Below are 26816 nucleotides of genomic sequence, written 5' to 3' on the forward strand. Positions count from 1 at the left end.
CTAAAGGTCGACGGGTTTGATGCCGAAGACGTCTGTGACCTTGAAAGCACGGTTCGTCCTGGCTCGCCCCCCAGAGCCGGTCCCGTCCCGCTCCCGCACCCCAGGAGGCCTGGTGTCCGTTCTCCTCGAGCAGCCCGCAAGCCTGGTCGCCTACCGCCCGAACAAGCCGACCGCCATGGTGGTCGTGGCAGACCCCCGGGTCCGTTCCACCGTCACCCGCCATCTGTGGGCGCTCGGAGTGCGCGACGTCATCGAGGCGTCGTCCGTCGCGGAGGCCCGTCCCCGAATCGGCAACCCGCGCGACATCTGCGTCGCCGACGTCCACCTGCCGGACGGTTCCGGCCTCACCCTCCTTTCCGAAACCCGAGCCGCCGGCTGGCCCAACGGCCTCGCCCTCTCCGCCGCCGACGACATCGGCGCCGTGCGCAACGCCCTCGCGGGCGGCGTCAAGGGCTACGTCGTCACCGGCACCCGTACGAACGTCGGGCTCCCCACCCGGCCCGGCGCCGCGCCGATCGGCTCGGCCGCCGCCCGTATGCACCGCCGCCCCCCGGGTGCCCCGAGCCACCCGGGCGGCTACCGCGAGTTGTCCGGACGAGAGGTCGAGGTCCTGCGACTGGTCGCGGAGGGCCAGTCGAACAAGGCCATCGGCGTCTCCATGGGCCTGTCCGCACTCACCGTCAAGAGCCACCTCGCCCGCATCGCGCGCAAGCTCGGCACGGGCGACCGCGCCGGAATGGTCGCCGTGGCCCTGCGGACCGGAATCATCCACTGACCCTCCGCCGCCCCCTCCTCCCCCTCCTTCCGATGCCTCGCACCGACACCGAGCGGTCTCCCCACCGCCCGGCCGGCCCCCGGCTCGTGAACCGCGTCTTGCGCTGACCTGACTGGTTTACGACCATCCGACGCCCGTCGACGGAACGTTCCGTCGACGGGCGTCGTCCATCCACGGATACTCTTGACAGGTGACCGACGCCCAAGAGACCGCAGCAGACAGCTCACTGCGAACCACCGGAGGCGGCCCTCCGGACGACGTCGAATCGGCGCCGACCCCATTGCTGGAGCCCCGAGAGGGCATCCCGCCGGTGATCGCCGACGAGGCCTCGCTCGCCGAGGTGATCGCCGCGTTCGCCGCCGGCACCGGCCCGGTGGCCGTCGACGCCGAGCGCGCGTCCGGCTACCGGTACGGCCAGCGGGCCTATCTGGTGCAGCTTCGCCGCGAGGGCGCCGGCAGCGCGCTCATCGACCCCGTCGCCTGTCCCGACCTGTCCGCTCTCGGCGAGGCGGTCTCCGGGGCCGAGTGGGTCCTGCACGCCGCCACCCAGGACCTGCCCTGCCTGCGCGGGATAGGCATGATCCCCACCACCCTCTTCGACACCGAGCTGGCCGGACGCCTCGCCGGGTTCCCCCGGGTGGGCCTCGGCGCCATGGTCGAGAGCGTCCTCGGCTTCGTCCTGGAGAAGGGGCACTCCGCCGTCGACTGGTCGACCCGGCCGCTGCCCGAGCCCTGGCTGCGCTACGCCGCGCTCGACGTCGAGCTGCTGGTCGACCTCCGCGACGCCCTGGAGAAGGAGCTCGACCGGCAGGGCAAGCTGGACTGGGCCCGGCAGGAGTTCGACGCGATCGCCCAGGCCGAGCCCGCGCCGCCGCGCAAGGACCCCTGGCGCCGTACGTCCGGGATGCACAAGGTGCGCCGCCGCCGGCAGATGGCCGTCGTACGGGAGCTGTGGGAGACGCGGGACAGCGTCGCGCAGCGCCGGGACATCTCGCCGGGCAAGGTGCTCGGGGACGCCGCGATCGTCGAGGCCGCGCTGGCCGTGCCCGCCAACGTGCACGCCCTGGCCGCCCTGAACGGCTTCGGGCACCGCATGGGCCGGCGTCAGCTCGAACAGTGGCAGGCCGCCGTCGACCGCGCGAAGGCGCTGCCGGACGCCGAGCTGCCGCAGCCCGGACAGCCGGTGACCGGGCCTCCCCCGCCGCGGGCCTGGGCCGACAAGGACCCGGCCGCCGCCGCCCGGCTCTCCGCCGCGCGGGCCGCCGTGTCGGCGCTGGCCGAGCGCCTGAACATGCCGCAGGAGAACCTGATCACGCCCGACACCGTGCGGCGCGTGTGCTGGGAGCCGCCCACGACGCCGGACGCGCAGTCCGTCGGCGCGGCGCTCACCGCCTGCGGGGCGCGGCCCTGGCAGGTCGAGCTGGTGACCCCGGAACTGGTGACCGCGCTGTCGGTGAAGACGGTCTAGGCACCGTCCGACGATTGCGCGTCGTCGCCTGAAGGGCGGCCCGGCCGCGACGGCGCCCTTGGGGTCCGCCCGGGCACGACTCAACCCTCGAAAGCCTCCCGATCCGATCGACCTCGGCTCGGGAGGCCTTTTCGCGGGCCCGCCCGGCGGAGCCGACCCGTCGAACGGGCGACGAGATCACGCCAAGATCCTGGGCCTCGGATCATGGCCGGTTCTCCTCGGCGTTCGCCCTTCCGGATGTGACCTTCGCCGCTCCCGCCCGCGGGACTGGGCAGGTTGGTTACTCGTAAGTAGCATGGGTGCTGAGCGCGCGCTCAGGCGTGTGTCCGCGCAGCAGTGCCATCCCGCATCTGGAGGAGAGCCATCGTGCCTCGTACCGTCAGGGACGTCGTCTTCGTCGACGGCGTCCGCACCCCGTTCGGCAAGGCGGGCCCGAAGGGCATCTACCACGAGACCCGCGCCGACGACCTCGTCGTGAAGGCCATCCGGGAGCTGCTGCGCCGCAACCCCGGTCTTGACCCCAAGAAGATCGACGAGGTCGCCATCGCCGCGACCACGCAGATCGGCGACCAGGGTCTGACCCTGGGCCGCACGGCCGGCCTCCTCGCGGGTCTGCCGCAGTCGGTCCCGGGCTACTCCATCGACCGTATGTGCGCGGGCGCGCTGACCGCCGTCACGAGCGTCGCGGGCTCCATCGGCTTCGGCGCGTACGACGTCGTCATCGCCGGCGGTGTCGAGCACATGGGCCGTCACCCCATGGGCGAGGGCGTGGACCCGAACCCGCGCTTCGTCAGCGAGAAGCTGGTCGACGAGTCCGCCCTGTTCATGGGCATGACCGCCGAGAACCTGCACGACCGCTACCCGACCATCACCAAGCAGCGCGCCGACGAGTACGCCGTGCGCTCGCAGGAGAAGGCCGCCAAGGCGTACGCCAACGGCAAGATCCAGCAGGACCTGGTGCCGATCTCGGTGCGCAACACCAACCCGGACGCCGGTGAGACCGGCTGGGGCCTGGTCACCGCCGACGAGCCGATGCGCCCGGGCACCACGCTGGAGAACCTGGCCGGTCTGAAGACCCCGTTCCGCGTGCACGGCCGGGTCACCGCCGGCAACGCGGCCGGTCTGAACGACGGTGCGACCGCCTCGATCATCGCGTCCGAGGACTTCGCCCGCGAGAACGGCCTGCCGGTCAAGATGCGCCTGGTCTCGTACGCCTTCGCGGGCGTCGAGCCGGAGGTCATGGGCTACGGCCCGATCCCGGCCACCGAGAAGGCCCTCGCCCAGGCCGGTCTGTCGATCGAGGACATCAACCTCTTCGAGATCAACGAGGCCTTCGCCGTCCAGGTGCTCGCCTTCCTGGAGCACTACGGCATCGCCGACGACGACGCGCGCGTCAACCAGTACGGCGGCGCCATCGCCTACGGCCACCCCCTCGCCTCCTCGGGCGTCCGTCTGATGACGCAGCTCGCCCGTCAGTTCGAGGAGCAGCCGGAGGTCCGTTACGGCCTCACCACCATGTGCGTCGGCTTCGGCATGGGCGCCACGGTGATCTGGGAGAACCCGCACCACAAGGACGCCGGAGGCGACAAGTGAGCACCGCTGAACTCCTCAAGGGAGCGGCCGAGCTGTTCCCCGACGAGGTCGTGACCTCGGCGAACGTACGCCACCTCGACCTGCCGTTCGGTGCCGGGCGCTTCGCGCTCATCACCCTCGACAACGGCTTCGACCACACCAAGCCGACCACCTTCGGCCCGGCGTCGCTGGCGAACCTGGACATCGCCATCGACCAGGTCGAGCGGGAGGCCGCGGCCGGCGAGATCGTCGGTATCGGTATCACCGGCAAGCCGTTCATCTTCGCGGTCGGCGCCGACCTCAAGGGTGTCGAGCTGCTGAAGCGCCACGAGGACGCGCTCGCCATCGGCAAGGGCGGTCACGAGGTCTTCAAGCGTCTGTCGGGCCTCGCGGTCCCGACCTTCGCGTACTACAACGGCGCGGCGATGGGCGGTGGCGTCGAGGTCGGTCTGCACTGCTCGTACCGCACCGTCTCCGCGGCCCTGCCGGCCTTCTCGCTGCCCGAGGTCTTCCTCGGTCTGGTCCCCGGCTGGGGCGGCTGCACGATCCTGCCGAACCTGATCGGCGCGGACAAGGCCGTCTCGGTGATCATCGAGAACTCGCTCAACCAGAACAAGCAGCTCAAGGGCGGTCAGGTCTACGACCTCGGCATCGCCGACGCGCTCTTCGAGGGTGCGGACTTCCTGGAGCAGTCGCTGCTGTGGACGGCCGCCGTCCTCAAGGGCGAGATCGCCGTCGAGCGCCCGGAGATCGACCGCGGCGAGGCCTGGGACCAGGCCGTCGCGCGTGGCCGCTTCATCGCCGACAGCAAGGTGCACGGGGCCGCCCCGGCCGCCTACCGCGCGCTGGACATCATCGCCGCGGCCAAGGACGGCGACCTCCAGAAGGGCTACGACGCCGAGGACGTGGCGCTCGCCGACCTGATCATGGGTGGCGAACTGCGCTCCGGCATCTACGCGTTCAACCTGGTCCAGAAGCGTGGCAAGCGTCCGGCCGGCGCGCCGGACAAGTCGCTCGCGCGTCCGGTCACCAAGGTCGGCGTCGTCGGCGCGGGCCTGATGGCCAGCCAGCTCGCCCTGCTCTTCCTGCGCCGCCTGGAGGTGCCGGTCGTCCTGACCGACATCGACCAGGAGCGTGTCGACAAGGGTGTGGGCTACGTCCACGCCGAGATCGACAAGCTGCTGCTCAAGGGCCGCGTCAACAAGGACAAGGCCAACCGCCTCAAGGCGCTGGTCTCCGGTGTGCTCGACAAGGCCGAGGGCTTCTCCGACGCGGACTTCGTCATCGAGGCCGTCTTCGAGGAGATCGGCGTCAAGCAGCAGGTGTTCGCCGAGGTCGAGGCGGTCGCCCCGGCGCACGCGATCTTCGCCACCAACACCTCCTCGCTGTCGGTCACCGAGATGGCGTCGAAGCTGAAGAACCCCGAGCGGGTCGTCGGCTTCCACTTCTTCAACCCGGTCGCGATCCTCCCGCTCCTGGAGATCGTGCGCGGCGAGCAGACGGACGACGCCTCGCTGGCCACGGCGTTCGCCGTCGCCAAGAAGCTGAAGAAGACCGCGGTCCTCACCAAGGACGCCCCGGCGTTCGTCGTGAACCGCATCCTGACCCGCTTCATGGGCGAGATCCAGAACGTCATCGACGAGGGCACGCCGGTCGAGGTCGCCGAGAAGGCCATCGAGCCGCTCGGCCTGCCGATGTCGCCGCTGGTCCTGCTGGAGCTGGTCGGTCCGGCGATCGGTCTGCACGTCTCGGAGACCCTCAACCGGGCCTTCCCGGACCGCTTCACGGTCTCCCCGAACCTCGCGGCCGTCGTCAAGGCGGGCAAGCGCGGCTTCTACGTCTACGACTCCGGCAAGCCGGAGCTGGACCCCGAGGTCGCCGCTCTCCTCAAGCAGGGCGACGTCGTCCTGACCGAGGAGCAGGTGCGGGACCGCGTCCTCGACGCGGTGGCCCAGGAGATCGGCCTCATGCTCGACGAGGGCGTCGTCGCCGAGGCCCAGGACATCGACCTCTGCCTGATCACCGGCGCGGGCTGGCCCTTCCACCTGGGCGGCATCACGCCGTACCTGGACCGCGAGGGCGTCTCGGAGCGGGTGACCGGGAAGCGGTTCCTGGAAGCGGGCGTGGCGTCGGTTCCGGCGTAACGGCCTAAGGCTGAAGGGGGGCCTCCGGATTTCGGGGAGGCCCCCCTTTGTCGTTCCTCCGGGGGTGTCCCGGTTCAGCGCCCCGGAACGGGCATGACAGCGAAGGTGACGGTCGCGGGCGGAGACACCTCGCCCGTGTCGTTCGCTGCGACGACCTCGACGGTGTGTGTACCGGGAAGCCAGTCGCCGTCGGCATTCCAGAGCCAGCGGCCGTCGTGGCCGACCGGGCAGGAGCCCAGCAGGACCCCGTTCTCCCGGAAGCCCACGTGGGTGGCGCCGTTGGAGGCGCCGGTGAAGCGGATGCTGGTGGCGAGGAGTTGCTGGCCGGGCTCGGGGGTGTGCGTCAGAGGGGGCAGCAGGGTCACCCGAGTCCCCTCGACGTCGAAATACTGCTCAGGTGCGGTCGTCTCCGGCGCCTTCGGGGTGGTGATCCGGTCCGACGCCGTGAACGTCACGTCGGTGCGGGCCGACTGGATCCCGTTCCGGTCCACGGCGAAGAGCCTGACCGTGTGCTCGCCCGTGCTCCACGCCCCCTCGCGCTGCCAGGTCCAGTCGCCCTCGGGGCCGACGGGTGCCGAGGCCAGGTAGTCGCCGTTCTCCCAGATGCTGACGCGCACCGCGCCCGGTGCCCGGCCGGTGAGGGACGCGCCGGTGACGGGCAGCGGATCGTGCGGGAGCGGCGTGGTGACGACCGGCGGCACGAGCCAGTCCTGCACGATCGCGGTGGCGGCGAGGAACCCGGTGATGCCCGACCGGTCGGCGTCGGGTTCCTCATAGCCGTGCCGGGTGATGCCCAGTCTCGGGCTGATGCCCTCCACGAGAAGGCCTGCGATGCCCAGCAGCGGAGGTGTGTTGCGCTGGGTGACCTTGCCGTGCCCGGTGATGTGCGGGGACTCGCTGAAGAGGAAGTTGAAGTTCGGGTACCGCTGGAGCAGTCCCAGATACGGTTCGATCTGCGTGGCGTACTGCTCGTCCTGCGGCGAGGACACCAGGTAGAGGTGCGCGTCCGGGTTGGCGTCGGAGGCCAGCAGGTCGTTCAGGACCGAGTCGAGGAGCTGGACCCTGTCCTCGGGCATCGTGTCGCCGAGCATGTGCCGGCCGGTCCGGGGATACATGTCACGGACGAAGGTGCCGATCCGGAACTGCGGGACGCTGGCGACGATGTTCCGGAAGCCGTAGCGCAGTCCGAAGTAGAGGGCCGCGCTGCCGCCCTTCGAGCTGCCCCACAGGGTCACATCCGCGGGGGTCAGCCCGAGGGCCTTCACCACCTTCTGGATGAGCCCGATCACGGACTGCTCGATCCCGAAGTCCCCGTCCCTGCACAGGTAGTAGGTGTTGCCGCCGTCGAACCGGTCGCGTATCCAGAGAATGTTGGAGCGCAGGTTGTCGAAAATGCCGGTGGCCCAGCCGTAGTCGTCCGGCGCGTCGATGTTGGCGAAGACGACCGTGAGATGTCGGTTGCCGCCCCGCGCGTGGGCGAACCGGTATTCCACGGGGTACGCGCCCGAGGCGTCGATCCCCCGGATCACCCGGCGGCCCTTGGCGGCTGATTCAGACATGTTGCGCTTTCCTTGTCCTTGCGAAGATATGCGGCCTCCGGCCCTCGGCGGATGCGCCGAGGGCCGGAGGCGGGAACGCGGGCACGATCACGGGCGATACGGCCCTACGCGGTCACAGGGTCATGCCCTCGGCGATCCTGTCCCGCGGACCCTGGCCGCCGACGGCGTCACGCCGCATGGGCTGGCTGGGCACGGCGTTCACGTGGTGGTCGGGGCCCGACCCCGTCTCCAGGGGCGTCCGCTGCGGTGCGAACCAGTGCCCCTCGTTCGAGGGGAACGGCATGAGAGGGCGACCCTGGTGCCGCGTGTCCGCGGAGTCCACCGCGGGCGCCCGCGCCTCCTCGGGTGCGAGGTCGCCTCCGGCGATCAGCATCCGGTCCGCCAGGCGGGCCGAGGCGAAGCCGTCGTCGAGGTCGCAGAACTCGTGCTGGAACGAGCGGTAGCGCTCGGCGTAGGCGTCCTGGATCCGGTCGATGTCCCGGATCGCGCTCACCAGGTCCTCGGACGTGTCCACCAGGGGTCCGGGCGCCCTGCGTTCGAAGTCGAAGTAGAAGCCGCGCAGGGTGTCGCGGTAGTGGTCCAGGTCGTAGGTGAAGAACAGGATCGGGCGGCCGGTGTTGACGTAGTCGAACATGAGGGACGAGTAGTCCGTGATCATCACGTCGGTGATCAGGGACAGGTCGGCCATGTCCGGGTAGTCGGAGACGTCGAAGACGAAGCCGTCGCCGGCTCCGGGGACCGGGTCCACCACATTGGGGTGACGGCGTACCAGGAGGACGTGGTCGGCGGCCAGTCGGGCGCGGGCGTCCTCCAGGTCGACGCGGAAGTCGAGCTTGTACTTGCCGGGTGCGTAGAACTGGTCGTCGCGCCAGGTCGGTGCGTACATCACGACCCGCTTGCCGTCGGGCAGCCCGATACGACGGCGGATCTCCCGCTCCTGGTGTTCCGTGCCGGGCCTGCGCAGGATGTCGTTGCGCGGGTAGCCGCACTCGACCATCTCACCCGGGAATCCGAAGGCACGCTTGAGGATCGGCGTGGAGAAGCTGTTGGGCGAGACCAGCATGTCCCAGTTCTGCACCTCCTTCTCGACCCGTTCGAGATAGCGCTGGTCGGCGAAGTGGATGGCCTCGATGTCGTGGCCGATCTTCTTCAGCGGGGTACCGTGCCAGGTCTGTACGACGACCTGGCCGTCGCGCTTCTGGAACCAGTCGGGCAGGTGGTTGTTGGCCACCACGTACCGGCTGGTGGCCAGGGCCTCGTACCACTGCGGGGACCACATGCGCACGGGTGTGGCGGTCGGCGGGACCTGGACCTGGTCGTCGCGTACGACCCACAGGTGTTCGAGGTCGAGGCCCCGGCGTACGAGTTCCTCGTGCAGGGCGCGCGGGCTGTCCGAGTACTGGGTGCCCTTGAAGGCGTCCAGCAGGATCGCGGGTCGTACCTTCTCGCGGCGTGCCGCCGGGTAGGCCTTGGTGCGCAGCAGCTTCTGGCGGTAGGGACCCCGGGCGTGGTCCGGCATGGCGGAGTGGACGAGGAGGGACAGCCGGTCGTAGGCCTCGGCCTGGAGTTCGTAACGGCGTTCGCCCGTCTCGTACTCCTCCGGGAAGGCGGCGACGATGTCCTGCTCGATCTTCACCGTGAGGTCTTCCAGCCGGTCCTCGCGGGCCACCGCCGACAGGTCCTGGCGGCGCAGGAAGAAGTCCCAGCGTCCGGACGCGAGCGGGATGTCCCCGGCCAGGGTGCGCATGGCGGCCGGGGTCAGGACGGAGCGGAACGCGTCCCCGTCCCACTGGAGAGGGACGGCTCGTTCGGCGCCGTGGGCGCGCGAACGGACCACGAGGTGGGCGTCGCGGTACTCGCGTTCGGTGAGCCGGCCGGCGGCGAGGTATCGGCCGGTGATCTCCAGGGAGCCGTCCTCGTGCCAGACGGAACCGGTCGCCGTGGGCAGGGTGGCGCGTTCGAAGAGCACCAGGTAGCCGGAGCCGTTGCGGTGGACGACGACCTCACGGTCGCCCTCACGGGTCTGGAGAGCGGCGGGCATGTAGTAGTGCCCGTCGGGTACCTGCTCGGCGACCACCGGGTAGATGGTCATCTTGCGGCCCTCGACGTGGAAGGTGGTCTTCCAGCCGTTGCTGCCCATGCTCCAGGTCTCGGGCACGTCCACGCCGGACGCGGCGTCGGCACGGTATCCCGGTACCAGGACGCGCAAGGGGATCCGGGCGGTGAAGGTGCTCCAGCCCTCGCCGCCGGACCGGAAGTGGACCATGGCGTCATGACGGCCGGCGCCGCTCATGCTGGTGACACGGAGCTTGCCCCACTCGGGCACCCTGGGGCCGAGATAGACGCCGTTGAGCTCCAGATGGTCACCGCTGAACCGGTGGCCCGTGATCCGGCAGCGCACGGTCTCCACGCGCAGCTTGAGCTTGCCCTGCAGGAACACGGGCAGCACGCGGGTGTTGCGGTCCACATAACGGTACGGCGGGTTGGCGGCGGTTCCGGCGCCGCCGCGGTCGACGCCCCGGTAGCGGAACAGGCCGCGGCTGAGGACGCCGACGGCGACGTCCCAAGTGCCCTCGACCCACTCACCCTTGTGCTTGAGCCGGGTGGTGTCGATGTGTGTCTCGAAGCCGGCCCAGTCGTAGCAGTAACGATTCTGCTTGGAGTGCTCGGTGGCCTGGGGCGCGTACGTGGTCTTCGCGGTGGCAAGAAGCATCCGTCCCTGCTTCTTGTTGCGCAGGGCGACCGCCTTCACCGACATGTGCTTCTTGTGCACGTTGATGAAACGGACATACGCCGCACCCGTGAGGGTGAGCAGATGACCGTCGGTGTTCCAGCGGGCGCCGTCGAGCGACCCGTGGAGCGAGAACTCCTTGTCCAGCCGGTAGGCCTTCTTGTCGAGGCCGACCTCCCGGTCCCCGAGGTAGGGGTACTTCAGATAACGCCGCAAGCCCCGCTGGACGGGCATCGGGCCGCCGCTCCGCTCGAACTGGATGACCTCCAGCAGCTCGGACAGCCGCCTTTCGCGCACCAGCAGCCACTTGACCCGGGCATCGGCCGGCAGCTCGTCGATGATGGCGGGGTCGGCCTCGTCGAGGAATTCGTTGGCCCACACCATGAAGGCCTGGCGGTACTCCTCGTCGGCGTCCGGGAGCACTTTCAGGTGGAGCATCAGGTCGGACTTGAGGCAGGCGAGGTCGTACTTGCGCTTGCTCTCCACGTGGAGCCGGGAGCGCCGTTCGCCGAGGAAACGGCTGACGGACTGCACGGCGGCGACCCGGTCACGCAGATTGGACAGCTCGGTGTGGCGCTGGGTGATCGAGGGGGCGGCGCCGCCCTCGCGGCGTCGCCAGAAGTAGACGACGTCCGAGACGACGTCGACCTTCGCTGCCCGGAAATGGGCGTACATGTTGACCCAGGAGTCCTCATAAAGGACACCCTCGGGGAACTTGATGAAGTGGCAGTCCCAGAAGGACCGCCGGAACAGCTTGTTCCACACCGTCCGGTCGTAGATGAGCGCGTCGAACTTCGTGATGTGAGTGCCGCGCCGACTCTTCTGCATCGGGCTCTGATGAAGGGGGGACTGCCATTTCTTGCTGGAGTTCATCATCTGCACGTTGCCGGAGACGAAGTCCGAACCGGACTCCTGCAGCGTGCGCACCAGCAGTTCGTAGGCGTATTCCGGAATGACGTCGTCACCGTCGACGAAGGCGATGAACTCCGCACGCGGATGCATGGCCCGCAGGCCGGCATTCCGGGCATGCCCCGGCCCGTGCGGCTCCTGCCGGATCAGCCGGAAGCGCGGGTCGGCGACACAAAACTCGGCGGCGATGCGTGTCGAGCGATCGGTGGATCCGTCATCGACGAGGATCACCTCGAAGTCACGGAACGACTGACGCGCTATCGATTCCAGGCACTCGGCGAGATAAGCCTCAACGTTCTGGAACGGGACAACTACACCGAGACGCGGATGATGCGTCAATTTTCACTCCTACCGAGACAATTCACCCAATGAGCCCGTCGATCGGCTGACACTGGGCACCCCCGCGACCCGGCGTGTCCGCGGCCCCCTTGCCGCGTCGACAACCACCGTCCCTGTGAACTCGGGCGAGAGCCCCCTCCACCGATGATCACAGGACCTCCACATTCTTAGCCAAGGCTGCACCTAAGTCAACGCAGGGCAATGTGACGTTCACCTGCGATTCAGTGGTAGGCCATCCCCTCTTAAAACATGATCACGGGGACGCCTATAGTTCTCGCACTGCACCGCTTCGTATCAGTTGGGCCGGTTCCCCCTCCCGGGCCCGCAACTCCGCATGCGCGGAGCCCGTGAGGAGAGGACCACGTCGGATGACGCACAGCGCCACGACCGAAAAACGACATGACGGCAAGCCGGAAGGCACCGGAACGGGCGGCACCAAGCCGCGCAGGAGACGCCGCGGACGCATCGTCCTGCTGACGCTCCTGATCCTGCTGCTGGCCGCGGGCGGTACCGCGTACTGGCTCTACAGCGACCTCGACGGCAACATCAAGGCCGTCGACCTCGACAAGGCCATCGGGGACGACCGGCCGGCGAAGCTGCCCACCTCCGGGCAGAACATCCTCGTCCTCGGATCCGACTCGCGGGCCGGGGCCAACGCCGCCCTCAAGACGGGCCATGTCTCCGGGGCGCGTTCCGACACCGCGCTGGTGATGCACATACCCGAGGGCCGCCGGGAGGCCGTCGCGGTCAGCATTCCGCGCGACACCCTGGTGACCCGCCCCGAATGCACCAGGGCCGACGGCTCGAAGGTGCCCTCCGCCCGGCGCGTCATGTTCAACTCCATCTACTCGCAGGTCGGTTCGGCCTGCGTGGTGAAGACCGTGGAGAAGATCTCCGGGATCCGCATGGACCACTACATGGAGATCGACTTCGCCGGCTTCAAGGACCTGGTCGACGCGATAGGCGGCGTGAACGTCACCGTCGCCAAGGACATCCACGACAGCTCCAGCGGCCTCGACCTCACCGCAGGCACGCACCGGCTGAACGGCACGCAGTCCCTGGAGTTCGTACGGACCCGGCACGGGATCGGCGACGGCAGCGACCTCGGACGCATCGGCCTGCAGCAGCAGTTCATGACCGCGCTGCTCTCCGAGATCAAGAAGCAGGACCTGCTGGGCAGCCCCACGAAGACGTACAAGATCGCCGACAGTCTGACCCAGGCGCTCACCACAGACTCCGACCTCGCCTCGCTCACGGCGCTCGCCGACTTCGGCCGGAGCATGAACGGCGTCGACCCGTCCACCATGGAGACGATCATGCTCCCGGTGGCGTACGACAAGGTCGACCCGAACCGCGTGGTGGCGGCCGAGCCGCAGGCGTCGGCCCTCTGGGAGGCGCTCCGCACCGACTCCGTCATCCCCGAGTCGGCGAAGAAGTCGCCCGCCACCGGCGGGAGTTCCTGACCCACGGCGACGAATGGGCCCGGCCATCACCTGAACAGGTGGTGGCCGGGCCCTTGTTCGTGTCAGCGCCGAGTCGTGTCAGACCGCGCGCCAGGCCTCCAGGGCTATGCCCGGCTCGTCCTTGCGCCGGGTGACGCGGAGTTCACCGGTCCCCGGGGAGAGCGTCGCGGCGACCACCCGCCCCTCCTCGTCCTCGGTGAGCGCCAGCAGCGCGTCGGCGGGGAGTTCGGGACCCGACTCCGTCCACCACGCGCCCGCCGACTCGTCCTCGGTCGGGTACGCGGCGAAGGCCACTCGGCCGCTCGCCGCGCGCTGGGCGAGCAACGTGCAGTCGTGGCCGTCGAGTTGACAGCGGATCACCCGGACGGGACCCGGGCCGGCCGACGTCAGCAGGGTCACGGGCCGGGTGCCGGGACGCCAGGCGCACACGTCGCCCGATTCGTCGGTGAAGAACAGCGTCGTCGCATCGGCGGAGGTGGCGAGCGCCTGCAGGGTGTCCGGGCGGACCGGTGCCTCCAGCGCCTCGTCCAGGGCGGGTTCCGCGCCCGCCTCCGCCTGGCTCCAGTGCAGCACGCCGCCGGGGACGGCCGCGTACAGCTCGACACGGCCGGACATCCCGGTCACGGCCGCCAGGTCGCCCCGGACGTCGTGCCCCTTGAGGTCGCGCCAGGGCCCCCAGCCGCCCTTCTCCTTCTGAGCGATCATGCTGACTCCGCCGCTCTTGTTGCGCACGAAGACATGGGCGCGCCCCTGCGCGTCGACCGCGACGGCGGGGTTGCCCGTCCGGCCCCCGGTGCGGTCCGGGTGACCGATCGGGTTCCAGTCCAGGGCGGCGAGATCGGGCCGGAAGTGGGTGGAGTGGACGAGACCCGACTCGTCCCTGACCGTCGGACGCCAGGAGACCATATGGGTGTAGCGGTCGGGGCCCTGACCGAGGGCCAGTACGGAGTGCAGGCGCTGTTCGCCCCCCACGGTGCGGGGCGGGTCCCAGGGGCCGCCGGGTCCGCGCTCCGCCCGGCAGCGGACGGTGGCCTCCGACAGCAGGTACGCACTGAGCCTGCCGTCGCGACCGCGTATGAGCCAGTCGACGTTCACCGCTTCACCTTAATCGGGGGCGGACCGCCCGGTGATCCGGGGCGGCCCACCGGACCGGCCCCTTCCCCCGTCAGCGGTTCACAGGCGCTTGGCGCTGCGCAGCAGCCCGGCGTAGAAGCCGTTGCCGTCGATGCGCGAGGCGCCGCCCTTGTCGCCCATGGTCGGCCCGTTGACCTCCTTGCGGCTGGAGATGAAGACGCGGTGACCGTCGGTGTCGACGCCCAGGTACAGGGCGACGTGGTCCAGGTGGTTGCCGGTGCGGTGGTCCATCTTGAAGAAGAGGAGGTCACCGGGCTGGACGACGTCGATGTTCTTGGGGCGCGTGTACCAGGGGGACGGTCCGGAGAGCTTCAGGATGTCGACGCCGATGTCCGAGCGGGCCATGCCGTCGGCGCTGCGCGGCAATCCGTCGCCGGAGGAGTTCGTCGCCATCAGCGGGTAGCGGGCCCGGTAGCCCCAGACCATGCGCATGAACCCGGAGCAGTCGAGGGCGCGGTAGCGCTCCTTGCGCGCCACCATCGAGGTGCCGTCGCGGAAGGTGTAGTTGATGCCCAGGTAGTCGTAGAAGTCGTTCTGTTCGAGGCGGTCGACGCCGTCCTCCTTGAAGGGGCCGAAGACGGCGTCGCCCGCGTACGGGACACCCTCGTCGTCCTTCTTCACGGGTGCGCCGTCGACGTACTGGAAGGCGATCGCGAAGATGTCGTCGGCCTCGCTGCCGTAGTACTCCTTGAACCAGTCCTTGAACCACTTCTCCTTCTCGGCGCCCTTGCGCCAGGCCTCGGGCATCAGGCGTACCCAGTCCTGGGTGACCACACGGGACTGGGTGTTGGCCGGTTCGGTGAAGGTGCGGGACGGGCCCCGGAGGGTCGCGGTGCGGGCGCCGTCGGTGAAGGTGGCGAGGATGTCGCCGTTCTCGCCGCGCAGCACGGAACGCGTCGGGTTGTTCAGACGCTCCCAGGTCTGCTTCCCGGTGGCCTTGCCCGAGTTCTCGAGGTCGGGCTTGTCGGTGACGGCCTGCACGGCCGGGACCTTCGCCTCCTCGTCCTTGCGGAGTTCGAAGGTGAAGAACGCGCTGCCCGCGAGCAGCGCGATGACCGTGGCAGCGTGGAGGACGGGGCGGCCTTTGCGCTTCGGCATGGTGACGGCTCCAGGGATTGCGGGAAGGGCGGGCGGCTCAGGCGGAGGGCATGGCGCCGAGAAGGATCCCGGCGGTCAGCACGACGTACGTGGCGAGCGTGACCGTGCCGGTCGACAGCAGCGTGGCTCCCTTGGGCTGACGCACGAGCTGGTAGCCGACGAGACCGGGGACGATGAATCCGAGGGTCTGGTTGGCGTAGAGCAGCGGGAACTCCATCTGGAGCACGATGATCACGGTGGCCTGGATCAGGACGCCGCTCAGCACGACGGCCGCGAACAGCCGCTTGCCGTAGAGGATCACGAAACGCTGGAGCAGCAGCGTGGTGACGTACGTCAGAACGGTGACGCCGACGACCAGCGCGGCGCGCTGAAGGTCCTCGATGAGGGTGAGCGCCAGCCAGCCCGGGGTGATCATGCCGCCGGGCGAGAGGTTGGTCGTGAGGTAGCAGATCAGCGAGAACATCAGGCCCAGGCCGATGCCGATCGCGGCGATCTCGGGGGTGAGGACGGAGGGGATCAACGGGGCTCTCCTGGGCTGTGCCACTGCTGGGTGTCGTCGGTGGGCTGTGCGAGGGGGACGCGGGGTTCGAAGAGGCCCCGGGACCGGGGCTGTTCACCCGGGCCGGGCGGCGTCGGAGGCGTGGCGGCGGGTTCCCGCGCCGGCTCGGGCCAGGGCTCGCGGGCCTGCTCGGGCGGGTGCACCGGCTCGGGCCGGTACGCCTGCTCGGGCTGCCGGTACGGCTGCTCCGGCCGGCCGCTCGGGTGCGGACGCTCGGCCTGGGCGCCCTGGTACGGCTGCTCGGGACCGCCGCTCCGCCGCGGCAGCTCGGCCCGGCCGCTCCGGTACGGCTCCTCCGGCCCGCCGTTCGGCTGCGGACGCTCGGTCCGGCCGCCCTGGTACGGCTGTTCGGGCCGACCGCCCGGGTGCGCCTGCTCCGGCTGGTGCGACTGCTGCCGGGCGACCTGGTGACCTGCCGGCTGACCTGTCTGCTGACCGGTCTGCTGGGGATGTTCGGGACGTGCCCGTCGTCCGGCCTGCTGCGGGTACGGGTCGTCCGCGCCGCGCTGGACCGGGACCTCGGGCCGGGGCGCGTACCGGGTCTCGTACGCCTCGGAGTACCGCTGGTAGGGGTCGATCCGCGGGGCGTAGAGCTGAACGGTCTCGACGTGCTCGCGCACGGCCGGCGCGGGCCGCGGCGCGTCGGCCGCCGGGCCGGCGGCGGCGCGGGGGCCGCCGGTCGGCGCGTACGCGTCCCGGCTCCCGGCCGCGCGGTCGTCCGCACCGGCGCCGGCGCTGTCGTCCGCGCTCTCGTCCGCGGGGAGTTCGGCGAGGTGCTCGAGCAGGTGCTCGCCCTGGCCGTGGATGTTGCCGATGGCCACGAGCGAGGTGTCCGCGCCGAGCTCTCCGAGCAGCAGGGCCATGAACTCCTCGGCCTCGCGGCGGTCGCCGCCGAGGTCGACCGCGCGGGAGCGGTACTCGGCGGGGATCGCGTCGATGGCGCTCTTGGCCGGGTGGCCGATCACGAAGACCTTGTCGGGGTCCAGCTCGGGGATGATCTCGCCCATCTGGCCGTTGCGCTCGACCCGGTCGGGACGGCAGTTGATGACCACGTTGAGCGGGCGGTGGATCGCGCCGAGGTCGAGGAGCTGGTTGATGTTCATCAGCGTCGACTCGGGGTCGTTGGCCGCGAAGACGTTGGCGAAGCGGAGCTTCTTGCCGTCCTCGGTGACATACCGCTCGACGGAGAGGACACCGGGGTCCGGCGGCGCGTCGTACATGCCCTGGAGGGCCGTCTGCCGCTCCACGCCGAGGAGTTCGGCGACCTTGAGCGCGATCGCCACGTTCTCCTTGAAGGTGAACCAGCTGAACCCGCGCAGCTCCTCGTCCGAGACGGTCTCGGGGTCGGCGTAGATCAGCTGGCAGTCACGCGAGTCGGCCTCCTCCTGGAGGATGTCGAACCGGTCCTTCTCCGCGGTGACGCAGATGCCGCCCTCCGGCATGGAGCGGGAGAGCGAGCGCGCCACGTCGTCGAGGGTCGGGCCCATCTCGGCGAGGTGGTCCTCACGGACGTTGCACAGGACGCCGATCGTGGAGCGGATCAGCTTGGACTGGTTGATCTCCTGGAGGGCCGGCATGACGGCCATGCACTCGATGACCAGGGCGTGCGGGTTGTACGCGGCCGCGCGCCGGACGATGCCGATCTGCTCGACGACGTTGGCGATGCCGAACTTGCGGTAGACCGGCTCCTCGGTCGCGTCGGGGTGGATGAACCGGGCCGCCGTACCGGTGGTCTTGGCGACCGTGGTCAGCCCGCCGCCGCGCAGCGCGCCCGCGCAGAGCCGGGTGATCGACGACTTGCCGCGGATGCCGTTGACCAGCACGCGGGTCGGGATGTTGTCCAGGTTGGTGAAGTGCCGCCGCTGTTCGACGATGCCCGCCACCAGCAGGATCGCGCAGCACACCATCAGGACGGTGTAGAGGAAGAGCACGGCCGATCAGTTCCTTACGTGCTGCTGGTGAGCGGTGTCCGGTGCGCCGCGGCGCGGGGACGGCTGCTGTCTGCGCTGTCCCTGGAGCTGCTGGCGGACGAGCTCCAGGGAGCGGGTGACCGCGCCGACCTCGTCGTGGTTGCGCGGGAACAGGACGGTCTTGCGGTCCCCGTCGGCCAGTGCCTCGGCCTGTCCGGCCAGGGCGCGCAGCGGCCGGGCCACGACGATGTGCATCCAGCCGAGGCAGGCGGCGGCCGCCGCGGCGCCCAGCAGTCCGGCGAGCACCGTGCGGTGCTGCACGTCGTACTCGGGGATGGCGAGGCGGTCCGCGGGCTGCCAGCTCACGACGGTCCAGCCGAGCTGCTTGGCCGCGCCGCCTCCCACGAAGGGAGCCGCGGCGGCGATCTGCACGCCGTCCTCGCGGTAGAGGACGCCGGCGGCGTGGGCGGACTTGCCGACCTTCTGGCCGGACGCGGAGACCAGGTCCTGCAGGCGCTCGCTGGGCAGCGACTGGAAGGCGAGGTAGCCGGTGTTGCCCGCGATGACCTTGCCGTGGTCGTCGACGAGGCGTACGACGCCGAGGCCGGGTCGCTTGAGCACCGAGTTGAGGAAGTCGAGACGGAACTCGCCCACGAGCGCCGATCCGTCGCGGCCGGGGATCTCGGCGGTGCCGACCACCAGCGGTTTCTTGCCGCCCTGGCCGAGGAGCTGGATGGGGTCGGCGGTGGCCGGCTTGGGCCGGGCCACGCGGGGCTTGTCGCCGACCCGGGCGACCACGTCGCCGGAGGCGTCGACGACGTAGAGCGACTGGTAGCGCAGGTGCTGGTTGAGCGTGCGGTCCAGCACCGTCGTCATGTCCTCGGGGCTGGTGCGGTCGCCGATCAGCGTGGCCACGGACTGGAGGTCGGCCTCGCCCTCGTTGAGCGCGCGGCGTACCCGGTCGGTGAGCGTGTCGGTGCGTTCGCGCTGGTCGTTCACGAGCTGCTGCGGTACGACGACGGTGCCGTCGGCCCGGTTGAGGAGGAGCAGCAGCGGGGCCGACCAGGCGAGCAGCAGGACGGCGCAGAGGGCGAGGAGTCCGCGGGTGCCGATGCGGCGCAGGCCGCGCGGTGCCGCGGGGGCGTCGCCCGGCTCGGCGGGTTCGCCGAGGAGCTGGCCGCGCAGTCGCTCCAGGGCCGTGCCGATCCTGCGCGCCTCGCCGTAGCCGGGGACGCCGACCGGGCGGGTCAGGTCGCCGCGGGTGAGGCGGCGCGATTCCAGGAAGAGCCGGATGAGGGGCCGCTGGACGGTGCCGAGCAGCACGGCGACGGCGAGGCCGCCGATGAGCAGGAGGGCGCCGGCGGCGATCAGTCCGAAGACGGGCGAGGTGGAACGGGTGGGGTCCTCGGCGACCTTCACCACGGCGACCACGGTGAGGCCGAGCGCGGTCGCGGTGGTGGTCTCGCCGGGCTCGGTCGGGGCGAGATCGGCGTATCCGCCGACGGACCGGTCGCTGAGGAAGGTGCCGCCGATCAGGCTCCCGCTCACGCCCAGGTAGCCGCCGGAGCCGGGCTCCTTGCTGCTGAGCGGGTGCTGCGCGGCCTTGGCCGCCGCGGTCTTCGCGAACGACTTGAGCTGCTTGGTGGAGGCGGCCACCTCCTCGCGCTGGAGGTCGGTGAGGACCTGCTCGGGCTCGGGGATGCCGTCGCTGCTGAGGATCGTTCCGGAGCGGTCCACGACCGCGATCGAACGGAACTGGCCGAGGCTGATGCCGGGGAACTTGAGGCTGTTGGAGGCCACGAGGAGGAGCTGGGGCTTGCCCGGCCAGGACAGCAGCGCGAAGGACAGCAGCCGGACCTCGCCGTTCTCCAGGCGCACCATGCGGGGCGCGAGGCCGCCCTCGTCGCCGAGCGTGGACCGGTCGAGGGAGGTCAGCGGGACGGTCTCGCCGCGGGTCGCGACGAGCTTGCCCGACTTGATCTCGATGATCGCCGTACCCATCCACTTCTGGTACGTGTTGCCCAGTTTGTCGAGCACGGTGTCGGCGGACACGGGGGCGCCGGCGCTGAACAGGGCGGCCGAGCGGTCGAGGTCGGTCACCGACTCGTCGATGGAGGCCCGCAGGGCGATCGCGCCGTCCTCCGCGAAGTGCTGCTGCGAGGTCTGGACGGCCTTGGGCACCCCGCTGCCGCCGGCCGGGCCGAGCACGAGTGCCGTGACGGCCGCGAGCGAGAGGAGCAGCGCCGACAGGACCGCTATCGGCGGTCGTATGCCGCCAAGCAGCGACATATCAGCTCTGCGGCGAGCACGGTGCTGCCGGGCCGGGGGCGATGACGCCAACGGACTGGTCCTCTCAAGCGGTTGTACGGGCGAGACGAGCGTGAGGTCGATCCGCTCGTGGACGGGACGCGGGTTGCGGGTGCGACGCGGGGACACGGACGGGAAACCTGTGTCTCTGCGGCGTGTCAGACACGCGGAACTGTCAAGAAGTTGTGCGGATCCAAAGTGATCTGGACAACAGCCGAATCGGGATGAACACCTTCGTTCGCTTTCAGCGGGTTTCGGATCCGGGCGGACGCTTCACGCCTGCGGCGACAGCGGCCCGGACGCCGTCCGGCGCCCGGCCCGGGTCGGGCCGGGCGCCGGGCGGGACGCCGGGTGATCTCAGCCGGGCAGCTCCGTCAGGGGCTTCAGTCCGTCCTTCGCCGCGCCGCGGTTCAGCATGGTCCCCTCGGTCCGCTCGAAGGCCAGCCGGAGCCGGGACCGCTCCTGGTCGCTCAGGTCGTCCCGCTTGAGCTCGGCCGCCACGTCCACCAGCCGGTAGTCCTCGACCTGGCCCTTCGCGGGTTCGGCCGGGGTGCCGTCCGCGCCGACCTCGGGGTCCGGCGGGATCTCCACGAGGGTGGGCTCGTAGCGGGGCTCGACGTCCCACGTGCCCCCGCGCTCGGTGAAGGTGAACCAGCCGATCACCCCCTCCTCGGTGAGTCCGGTGGGCACGTCGTGGCGGGCCACCTGGTTGCCGAGGCCGTACGCGATCCAGGTGCCGTCGACCTTCTCCATCGGCTGCACGACGTGCGCGTGGTGCCCGATGATCAGGTCGATACCGGTCTTGCGGGCGAGCTCGCGGGCGAACTTGAGCTGCGGGGTCGAGGGGTTCGGGTGGTGCTCACGGCCCCAGTGGATCGAGAGGATGACGACCTCGGCGCCGGCCGCGCGGGCCCGCTTCTCGGCCGCCTGGATCCTGCCCAGGTCGTTCTGGTTGACCAGCCAGGGCTTGTCCTTGGGCAGCTCGTGCGCGTTGAAGCCGAAGGCGAAGGAGATCTGCGCGACCTTGACGCCCTTGACGTCCATGATCAGCGGCGTGAGCGAGTCCTTCTTCGTGCGGAAGGAGCCCGTGTGCTTGAGGCCCGCGGCGTCCAGCGTGTCCAGGGTGTGCTTCACACCCTCGTACCCGTGGTCGATCGAGTGGTTCGAGGCGGTCGAGCAGGTGTCGTAGCCGACGTCCTTGATCGTCCCGGCTATCTGCGGCGGGATGAGGAAGTTCGGGTAGCTCTCGAAGGGGCCCTTCGGCGTGCCGATCACCGGCTCCATGTGGCAGATCGCCAGGTCGGCCTTGCTGATCACCGGCTTGATCCCGGCCATGAGCGGGCCGAAGTCGAGACCGGCGACACCGCGGCCGGTCTCCTTGGCGTCGGCCGTCGCCTGGTCGATGAGCTGAGGATGGATCAGAATGTCACCCGCCGCGGCCACGGTGAACGAGCGTCCGCCGCCCTTCGACGCCGATCCCGAGTCGTCACCGCCCCCGACGAGACCGCATCCCGCCAGTGCGGCGACGAGGACGAGGGGGGCCAGGAAGGCGGGCAAGGTGCGGCGGTAACGGCGTCTGGTCACCGAGATATCTTGATACAACCATGAGAGCAAACGGCTCCAGAACGATAACGATCGCAACAATTCTCTTGATTCTCGCCGCCCTCGCCGGGTGGGCGGCGGTCGCCGTGCGCGGCTCCCACGACAGCGGCGGGGACACCTCCGGCCGCCCCTCCGGGGGTCCGCCGACCGTGGACCTGACCCGCTCCGTGGCGGCCTACACCGACCGCTTCTCGCCGGGCGGGGCCTTCCGGCCACCCTCCCGTACCGAGCGGCAGACCGTCACCGACGGGGTGGGGCTGCTCCTCGACCACCACCGCGAGCAGGCGGAACGGCGGCTCGCTGAGGTCGACTTCGGTGTGCGCACCCTCGTCGACAGCGTCACGCGCCGCCGATTCGCAGAGGTGTACGACCGGGTCGACCAGGGACCCTCGCCGCGCGGCTGGGGCCGCGTCTTCATCGATCTGGACCACCCCGTCCGATGGTCCGCACAGGTGCCGCATCCGGTGTCGGACGAGCACACGGAGCTCTTGGGCGTACGGGTCCTGAGGGGCGCCCCCGGCGGCATCCTGATCATTGCTGGAGCACATCGCGAATCCGGCGAGGGCAACGCGGCGGATGTGGCGCACCGCCGGGACACGGTCTTCAGCGCGATCTGCGCCGAACTCTCCGGGCGACGGCTCCCGGGGATCCAGCTCCACGGGTTCGCCCAGGACTCCGCCCCGCGCTACGACGTGATCGCCTCGGCCGGCGCCGGAACGGCCGGCCGCCCGGCGGGCCGCCGGCTCGCCGACGCGCTCCGCGAGCGGCACTTCGCCGTGTGCCGCGCCTGGGTCCGCTCCTGTCCGCTCGCCGGGCACGAGAACGTGCAGGGGCGGGAGGCCGCCGACGCCGGGGTGCCGTTCCTCCACGTGGAGTTCGCGCCGGGGCCGCGGTCGGACGCCGGGCGGGCGGCCCGGGTCGCCGAGGCCGTCTCGGTCGTCACCCGGCGCTGGGCCGACGGCTCTGCGGCAGAGTGAGGGCATGAGTTCCCCGGAGGAGATCGCGACACTGGTCGTCGTGGACGGCGCCAACGTGGTGGGGTCCGTGCCGGACGGCTGGTGGCGGGACCGCCGCGGTGCCGCCGAGCGGCTCAGGGACGGCCTGGTGGAGGTGGCCCGGCAGGGTCTGCCCGGCCACCCGGGACCGCTGGAGATCGTCCTGGTGGTGGAGGGCGCGGCGCGCGGGGTGGAGTCCGTCCCCGGGGTCCGGGTCGTCGAGGCGCCGGGCAGTGGCGACGACCGCATGGTGGAGCTGGTCGCCGAGGCGCGGGACCGCCCGCGGCTGGTGATCACGGCCGACCGCGAACTGCGCCGTCGCGTCACCGCCCTGGGCGCCGAGGTCGCGGGCCCGCGCACCGTACGCCCCAGCCCCTGACACCGGCCGCCAGCCCCGCCCACCAGCCACCAGAGAACCCGGGAAGCCGGGCGGACGGGAGCGGGCCGCCCCGGCGGGCCCGGGACGGTCGGGGGCGGGACGGGCCGCGCGGGACGGACGGGTGCGGGCATGCGCCGGCCCCGGGGCCGGCGGTGAGGCGCCGGGCACGGGGCCGAGGGGTGGGAGGTGGCTGGCCGGGGGTCAGCCGGAGGTCGTGCCGGGCGGGTTGCGGGTGCCCTCCGGGCCCGCCTCCGCGCGGCGCCCCAGGAGGCTGTGCTTGCGTCCGTACAGGAAGTACACGACGACGCCGATCACCATCCAGATCGCGAACCGCAGCCAGGTCTCCGCCGGCAGGTTCAGCATCAGCCACAGCGTCGCGAGCACCGAAAGGATCGGCACCCACGGCACCAGCGGGGTGCGGAAGGAGCGGGGCAGGTCGGGGCGCGTGTGGCGGAGGACGACGACGCCGACCGCGACCACGACGAAGGCGAAGAGCGTGCCGATGTTCACCAGCTCGGCGAGCTCGCTGAGGGTGGTGAAGCCCGCGAGGATCGCGATGATGACACCGAGCAGGATGGTCGGCCGGTGCGGGGTGCGGAACTTCGGGTGGACGCGGGAGAAGAACCGGGGCAGCAGCCCGTCGCGGCTCATCGCGAAGAAGACTCGGGTCTGCCCGAGCAGCAGGATCATGCAGACGGTCGTGAGTCCGACGGCGGCGCCGAAGCTGATGACGCCCGCGAACCAGGGATGCCCGGTCGCCTTGAACGCGTCCGCGAGCGGTGCGTCGATGGAGAGTTCGGTGTACTTCTGCATGCCGGTGACCACGATCGACACCAGGACGTAGAGCGCGGTGCAGATGAAGAGCGAGCCGAGGATGCCGCGCGGCATGTCCCGCTGCGGGTTCTTGGTCTCCTCGGCGGCCGTCGCGACGACGTCGAAGCCGATGAAGGCGAAGAACACGACGGAGGCGGCGGTGAAGATGCCCATCACGCCGAAGTTGGTCGGCGCCCAGCCGAACATGATCTGGATGAGCGGCGACTTGATGCCGCTGCCCGCCTCCACGTTCTGCGCCGGGGGGATGAACGGCTTGTAGTTCTTGCCCTCGATGAAGAAGGCGCCCGCGATGATCACGATCAGGACGACCGTGACCTTGATCGCGACGACCAGCGTGGTGATCCGCGCGGAGAGCTTCACGCCGATGACGAGGATGGCGGTGAGCACCAGGACCAGCGCCGCCGCGAGGATGTCGAACCCGAAGCCGGAGGCCCCGTCACGTCCGCCGAGCGAGTCGGGAAGGTGCCAGCCCGCGTTGTCCATCAGCGAGCGCACGTAGCCGGACCAGCCGACCGCCACCACCGCCGTGCCGAGCGCGAACTCCAGGACCAGGTCCCAGCCGATGATCCAGGCGGGCAGCTCGCCCAAGGAGGCGTACGAGAAGGTGTACGCGGATCCCGCGACCGGGACCGTCGAGGCGAACTCCGCGTAGCACAGCGCCGCCAGTCCGCAGGCGACACCCGCGGCGACGAAGGCCAGCGAGACACCGGGTCCCGCGTTCTCCTTGGCCACCTTGCCGGTGAGGACGAAGATGCCGGTGCCGATGATGACGCCGACGCCGAACACGGTGAGGTCCAGAGCGGACAGCGACTTCTTGAGCGCGTGCTCCGGCTCCTCGGTGTCCAAGATCGATTGTTCGACCCTTTTCGTCCTGAAGAGGGTGTTGCTCACGGACGTACCTCCCACGCTTGTCGTCCTCGACATGATCGAGAGGGCAGGTAGCACGTATGCCCCGACGCGGCGCGTATCACGCAGATGGGCCGGTTTCACCACCCGTACAGGGTGCTGAAACCGGCCCATCGGCCGTGCCGGGATGCGTCAGTCGCGCGCGGGCTGTACGGCGTCCACGGCCTGCGCGGCGCGGCTCTCGAAGCGGCCGTCGAGCTTGGCGACGAGACCGGTGACCTGCCGGGCGATGTCCGGCGCGGTCAGCCCGATCTCGGCCATGACCTCGGCACGGGAGGCGTGGTCGAGGAAGCGCGGCGGGATGCCGAAGTCGCGCAGCGGGACGTCGACGCCCGCGTCGCGCAGGGCCTGGGCGACGGCCGAGCCGACACCGCCGACCCGGGAGTTGTCCTCGACGGTGACGACCACGCGGTGCTGCTCGGCGAGCGGCGCCATGGCCTCGTCCACCGGCTTGACCCAGCGCGGGTCCACGACGGTGGTGGAGATGCCCTGACGGTCCAGCAGAGCGGCGATCTCCAGGCACATCGGGGCGAGCGCGCCGACCGAGACCAGCAGCACGTCGGGCGCGTCGGTGCCGGGCTCCCGCAGGACGTCCATGCCGCCGATCCGGCCCAGGGCAGGGACGGCCGGGCCGACCGCGCCCTTGGAGAAGCGCACCACGGTGGGCGCGTCCTTCACCTCGACGGCCTCGCGGAGCTGGGCGCGGACCTGGTCGGCGTCGCGCGGCGCGGCGAGCCTGAGGCCCGGGACGACCTGGAGGATGGACATGTCCCACATGCCGTTGTGCGAGGCGCCGTCCGTGCCGGTGACACCGGCGCGGTCCAGGACGAAGGTGACACCGCACTTGTGCAGGGCCACGTCCATCAGGACCTGGTCGAAGGCGCGGTTCAGGAAGGTCGCGTAGACGGCGAAGACGGGGTGCAGTCCGCCGGTGGCGAGGCCGGCCGCGGAGACGGCGGCGTGCTGCTCGGCGATGCCGACGTCGTAGACCCGCTTGGGGAACGCCTTGGCGAACCGGTCGAGGCCGACCGGCTGGAGCATCGCGGCGGTGATGGCCACGATGTCCTCGCGCTCCTTGCCGAGCGCGACCATCTCCTCGCCGAAGACGGAGGTCCAGTCGGCGCCGGAGGAGGCGATCGGCAGGCCCGTGTCCGGGTGGATCTTGCCGACGGCGTGGAAGCGGTCCGCCTCGTCCTGGAGGGCGGGCTGGTAGCCGCGGCCCTTCTCGGTGAGGCAGTGGACGATGACCGGGCCGCCGAAGCGCTTCGCGCGGGCCAGGGCCGATTCCAGGGCCTCGATGTCGTGGCCGTCGATCGGGCCGACGTACTTCAGGCCGAGGTCCTCGAACATGCCCTGCGGGGCGATGAAGTCCTTGAGGCCCTTCTTCGCGCCGTGCAGGGTCTCGTAGAGGGGCTTGCCGACGACCGGGGTGCGCTCCAGGAGGTCCTTGCCGCGGGCCAGGAAGCGCTCGTAGCCGTCGGTGGTGCGCAGGGTCGCCAGGTGGTTCGCGAGGCCGCCGATGGTCGGCGCGTACGAACGCTCGTTGTCGTTGACGACGATGATCAGCGGGCGGTCCTTGGCGTCGGCGATGTTGTTCAGCGCCTCCCAGGCCATGCCGCCGGTGAGCGCGCCGTCACCGATGACGGCGACCACGTGGTCGTTCCTGCCGAGGACCTCGTTGGCCTTCGCGAGTCCGTCGGCCCAGCCGAGGACCGTGGAGGCGTGCGAGTTCTCGATGACGTCGTGCTCGGACTCGGCCTGCGCCGGGTAGCCGGACAGGCCGCCCTTCATCTTCAGCCGGGAGAAGTCCTGCCGGCCGGTGAGCAGCTTGTGGACGTAGGACTGGTGGCCCGTGTCCCACAGCACTCTGTCCTTCGGTGACTCGAAGACGCGGTGCAGGGCGATGGTCAGCTCCACGACACCGAGGTTGGGGCCGAGGTGGCCACCGGTCTTGGAGACCGCGTCGACGAGGAAGGTCCGGATCTCCTCGGCCAGCTGGTCGAGCTGCTCCAGGGTCAGCCGGTCCAGATCGCGCGGTCCCGTGATGCGGGTCAGCAGCGCCACCCGTGCCTCCTTGCAGTGATCGAGCTGTTGCCGGGTTCGTCGAGTCTAATGTTCCGCCTTTTCGGGCG

At 70.5% G+C, this 26816-nt stretch carries 17 protein-coding genes; 7 read left to right on the top strand and 10 right to left on the bottom strand.

Annotated elements, in window-relative coordinates; genetic code table 11:
- Window positions 1–112 precede the first annotated feature (112 nt).
- The 4 genes from ACFRIC_RS23290 (at window position 113) to ACFRIC_RS23305 (ending at window position 5959) form a co-directional block, all read left to right on the top strand.
- Window positions 113–775, top strand: coding sequence for a response regulator transcription factor (locus tag ACFRIC_RS23290; RefSeq protein WP_019073943.1), 663 nt, complete (start codon window positions 113–115; stop codon window positions 773–775).
- 190 nt (window positions 776–965) lie between these two features.
- Entirely contained in the window at window positions 966–2243 is a 1278-nt protein-coding gene (locus ACFRIC_RS23295; RefSeq protein ID WP_382788685.1) for a ribonuclease D, read from the top strand.
- A 366-nt stretch (window positions 2244–2609) separates the two neighbouring features.
- Window positions 2610–3836, top strand: coding sequence for a thiolase family protein (locus ACFRIC_RS23300; protein ID WP_382788687.1), 1227 nt, complete (start codon window positions 2610–2612; stop codon window positions 3834–3836).
- On the top strand, window positions 3833–5959 hold the full coding sequence (locus tag ACFRIC_RS23305; protein ID WP_382788688.1) for a 3-hydroxyacyl-CoA dehydrogenase NAD-binding domain-containing protein: 2127 nt from the start codon (window positions 3833–3835) through the stop codon (window positions 5957–5959). Before ACFRIC_RS23300 ends, ACFRIC_RS23305 begins: the two co-directional genes overlap by 4 nt.
- Window positions 5960–6033: 74 nt before the next feature.
- Here ACFRIC_RS23305 and ACFRIC_RS23310 read toward each other — a convergent pair whose 3' ends face one another.
- Both ACFRIC_RS23310 and ACFRIC_RS23315 read right to left on the bottom strand, forming a co-directional pair.
- Window positions 6034–7518, bottom strand: a complete 1485-nt coding sequence (locus ACFRIC_RS23310) for a hypothetical protein (protein ID WP_382788690.1) — start codon at window positions 7516–7518, stop codon at window positions 6034–6036.
- A 112-nt stretch (window positions 7519–7630) separates the two neighbouring features.
- Complete coding sequence (locus ACFRIC_RS23315) at window positions 7631–11497, bottom strand: CDP-glycerol glycerophosphotransferase family protein (protein ID WP_382788692.1); 3867 nt, start codon at window positions 11495–11497, stop codon at window positions 7631–7633.
- Between the two features lie 368 nt (window positions 11498–11865).
- On the opposite strand from ACFRIC_RS23315, the gene ACFRIC_RS23320 reads away from it, so the two are divergent.
- Window positions 11866–12960 carry an LCP family protein gene (locus tag ACFRIC_RS23320; RefSeq protein WP_382788694.1) on the top strand — a complete coding sequence of 365 codons (1095 nt, stop codon included), beginning with the start codon at window positions 11866–11868 and terminating at the stop codon, window positions 12958–12960.
- A 78-nt stretch (window positions 12961–13038) separates the two neighbouring features.
- Here ACFRIC_RS23320 and ACFRIC_RS23325 read toward each other — a convergent pair whose 3' ends face one another.
- The 6 genes from ACFRIC_RS23325 to ACFRIC_RS23350 form a co-directional block, all read right to left on the bottom strand.
- The gene (locus ACFRIC_RS23325) at window positions 13039–14055 is read right to left on the bottom strand and encodes a hypothetical protein (RefSeq protein ID WP_382788696.1); all 1017 of its coding nucleotides are present in this window, start codon (window positions 14053–14055) and stop codon (window positions 13039–13041) included.
- 78 nt (window positions 14056–14133) lie between these two features.
- Window positions 14134–15192, bottom strand: coding sequence for an NlpC/P60 family protein (locus ACFRIC_RS23330; protein ID WP_382788698.1), 1059 nt, complete (start codon window positions 15190–15192; stop codon window positions 14134–14136).
- 37 nt (window positions 15193–15229) lie between these two features.
- Window positions 15230–15712 (bottom strand): poly-gamma-glutamate biosynthesis protein PgsC/CapC, encoded by a 483-nt coding sequence (locus ACFRIC_RS23335; RefSeq protein WP_037621835.1) that lies wholly within the window; start codon window positions 15710–15712, stop codon window positions 15230–15232.
- Window positions 15709–17682, bottom strand: coding sequence for a poly-gamma-glutamate synthase PgsB (gene pgsB, locus ACFRIC_RS23340; RefSeq protein WP_382788701.1), 1974 nt, complete (start codon window positions 17680–17682; stop codon window positions 15709–15711). The genes ACFRIC_RS23335 and pgsB overlap by 4 nt, the downstream gene beginning before the upstream one ends.
- 6 nt (window positions 17683–17688) lie before the next feature.
- Window positions 17689–19950, bottom strand: coding sequence for a HAMP domain-containing protein (locus tag ACFRIC_RS23345; protein ID WP_382788703.1), 2262 nt, complete (start codon window positions 19948–19950; stop codon window positions 17689–17691).
- Window positions 19951–20325: 375 nt separating this feature from the next.
- Window positions 20326–21552, bottom strand: a complete 1227-nt coding sequence (locus ACFRIC_RS23350; protein WP_382788705.1) for a CapA family protein — start codon at window positions 21550–21552, stop codon at window positions 20326–20328.
- Window positions 21553–21617: 65 nt separating this feature from the next.
- Between ACFRIC_RS23350 and ACFRIC_RS23355 the strand changes: the two genes are divergently transcribed.
- Window positions 21618–22547: a hypothetical protein gene (locus ACFRIC_RS23355; protein WP_382788707.1), complete on the top strand. Its 930-nt coding sequence runs from the start codon at window positions 21618–21620 to the stop codon at window positions 22545–22547.
- Between the two features lie 4 nt (window positions 22548–22551).
- Window positions 22552–22944: an NTP pyrophosphohydrolase gene (locus ACFRIC_RS23360; protein ID WP_382788709.1), complete on the top strand. Its 393-nt coding sequence runs from the start codon at window positions 22552–22554 to the stop codon at window positions 22942–22944.
- 201 nt (window positions 22945–23145) lie between these two features.
- Here ACFRIC_RS23360 and ACFRIC_RS23365 read toward each other — a convergent pair whose 3' ends face one another.
- Window positions 23146–24669: an amino acid permease gene (locus ACFRIC_RS23365; RefSeq protein ID WP_382788711.1), complete on the bottom strand. Its 1524-nt coding sequence runs from the start codon at window positions 24667–24669 to the stop codon at window positions 23146–23148.
- Window positions 24670–24816: 147 nt separating this feature from the next.
- Window positions 24817–26748 carry a 1-deoxy-D-xylulose-5-phosphate synthase gene (gene dxs, locus ACFRIC_RS23370; protein WP_382788713.1) on the bottom strand — a complete coding sequence of 644 codons (1932 nt, stop codon included), beginning with the start codon at window positions 26746–26748 and terminating at the stop codon, window positions 24817–24819.
- Between the last annotated feature and the right edge of the window lie 68 nt (window positions 26749–26816).

The organism is Streptomyces sp. NPDC056738 (assembly GCF_042790435.1).
In the GTDB taxonomy this organism is placed as follows: Bacteria; Actinomycetota; Actinomycetes; order Streptomycetales; family Streptomycetaceae; genus Streptomyces.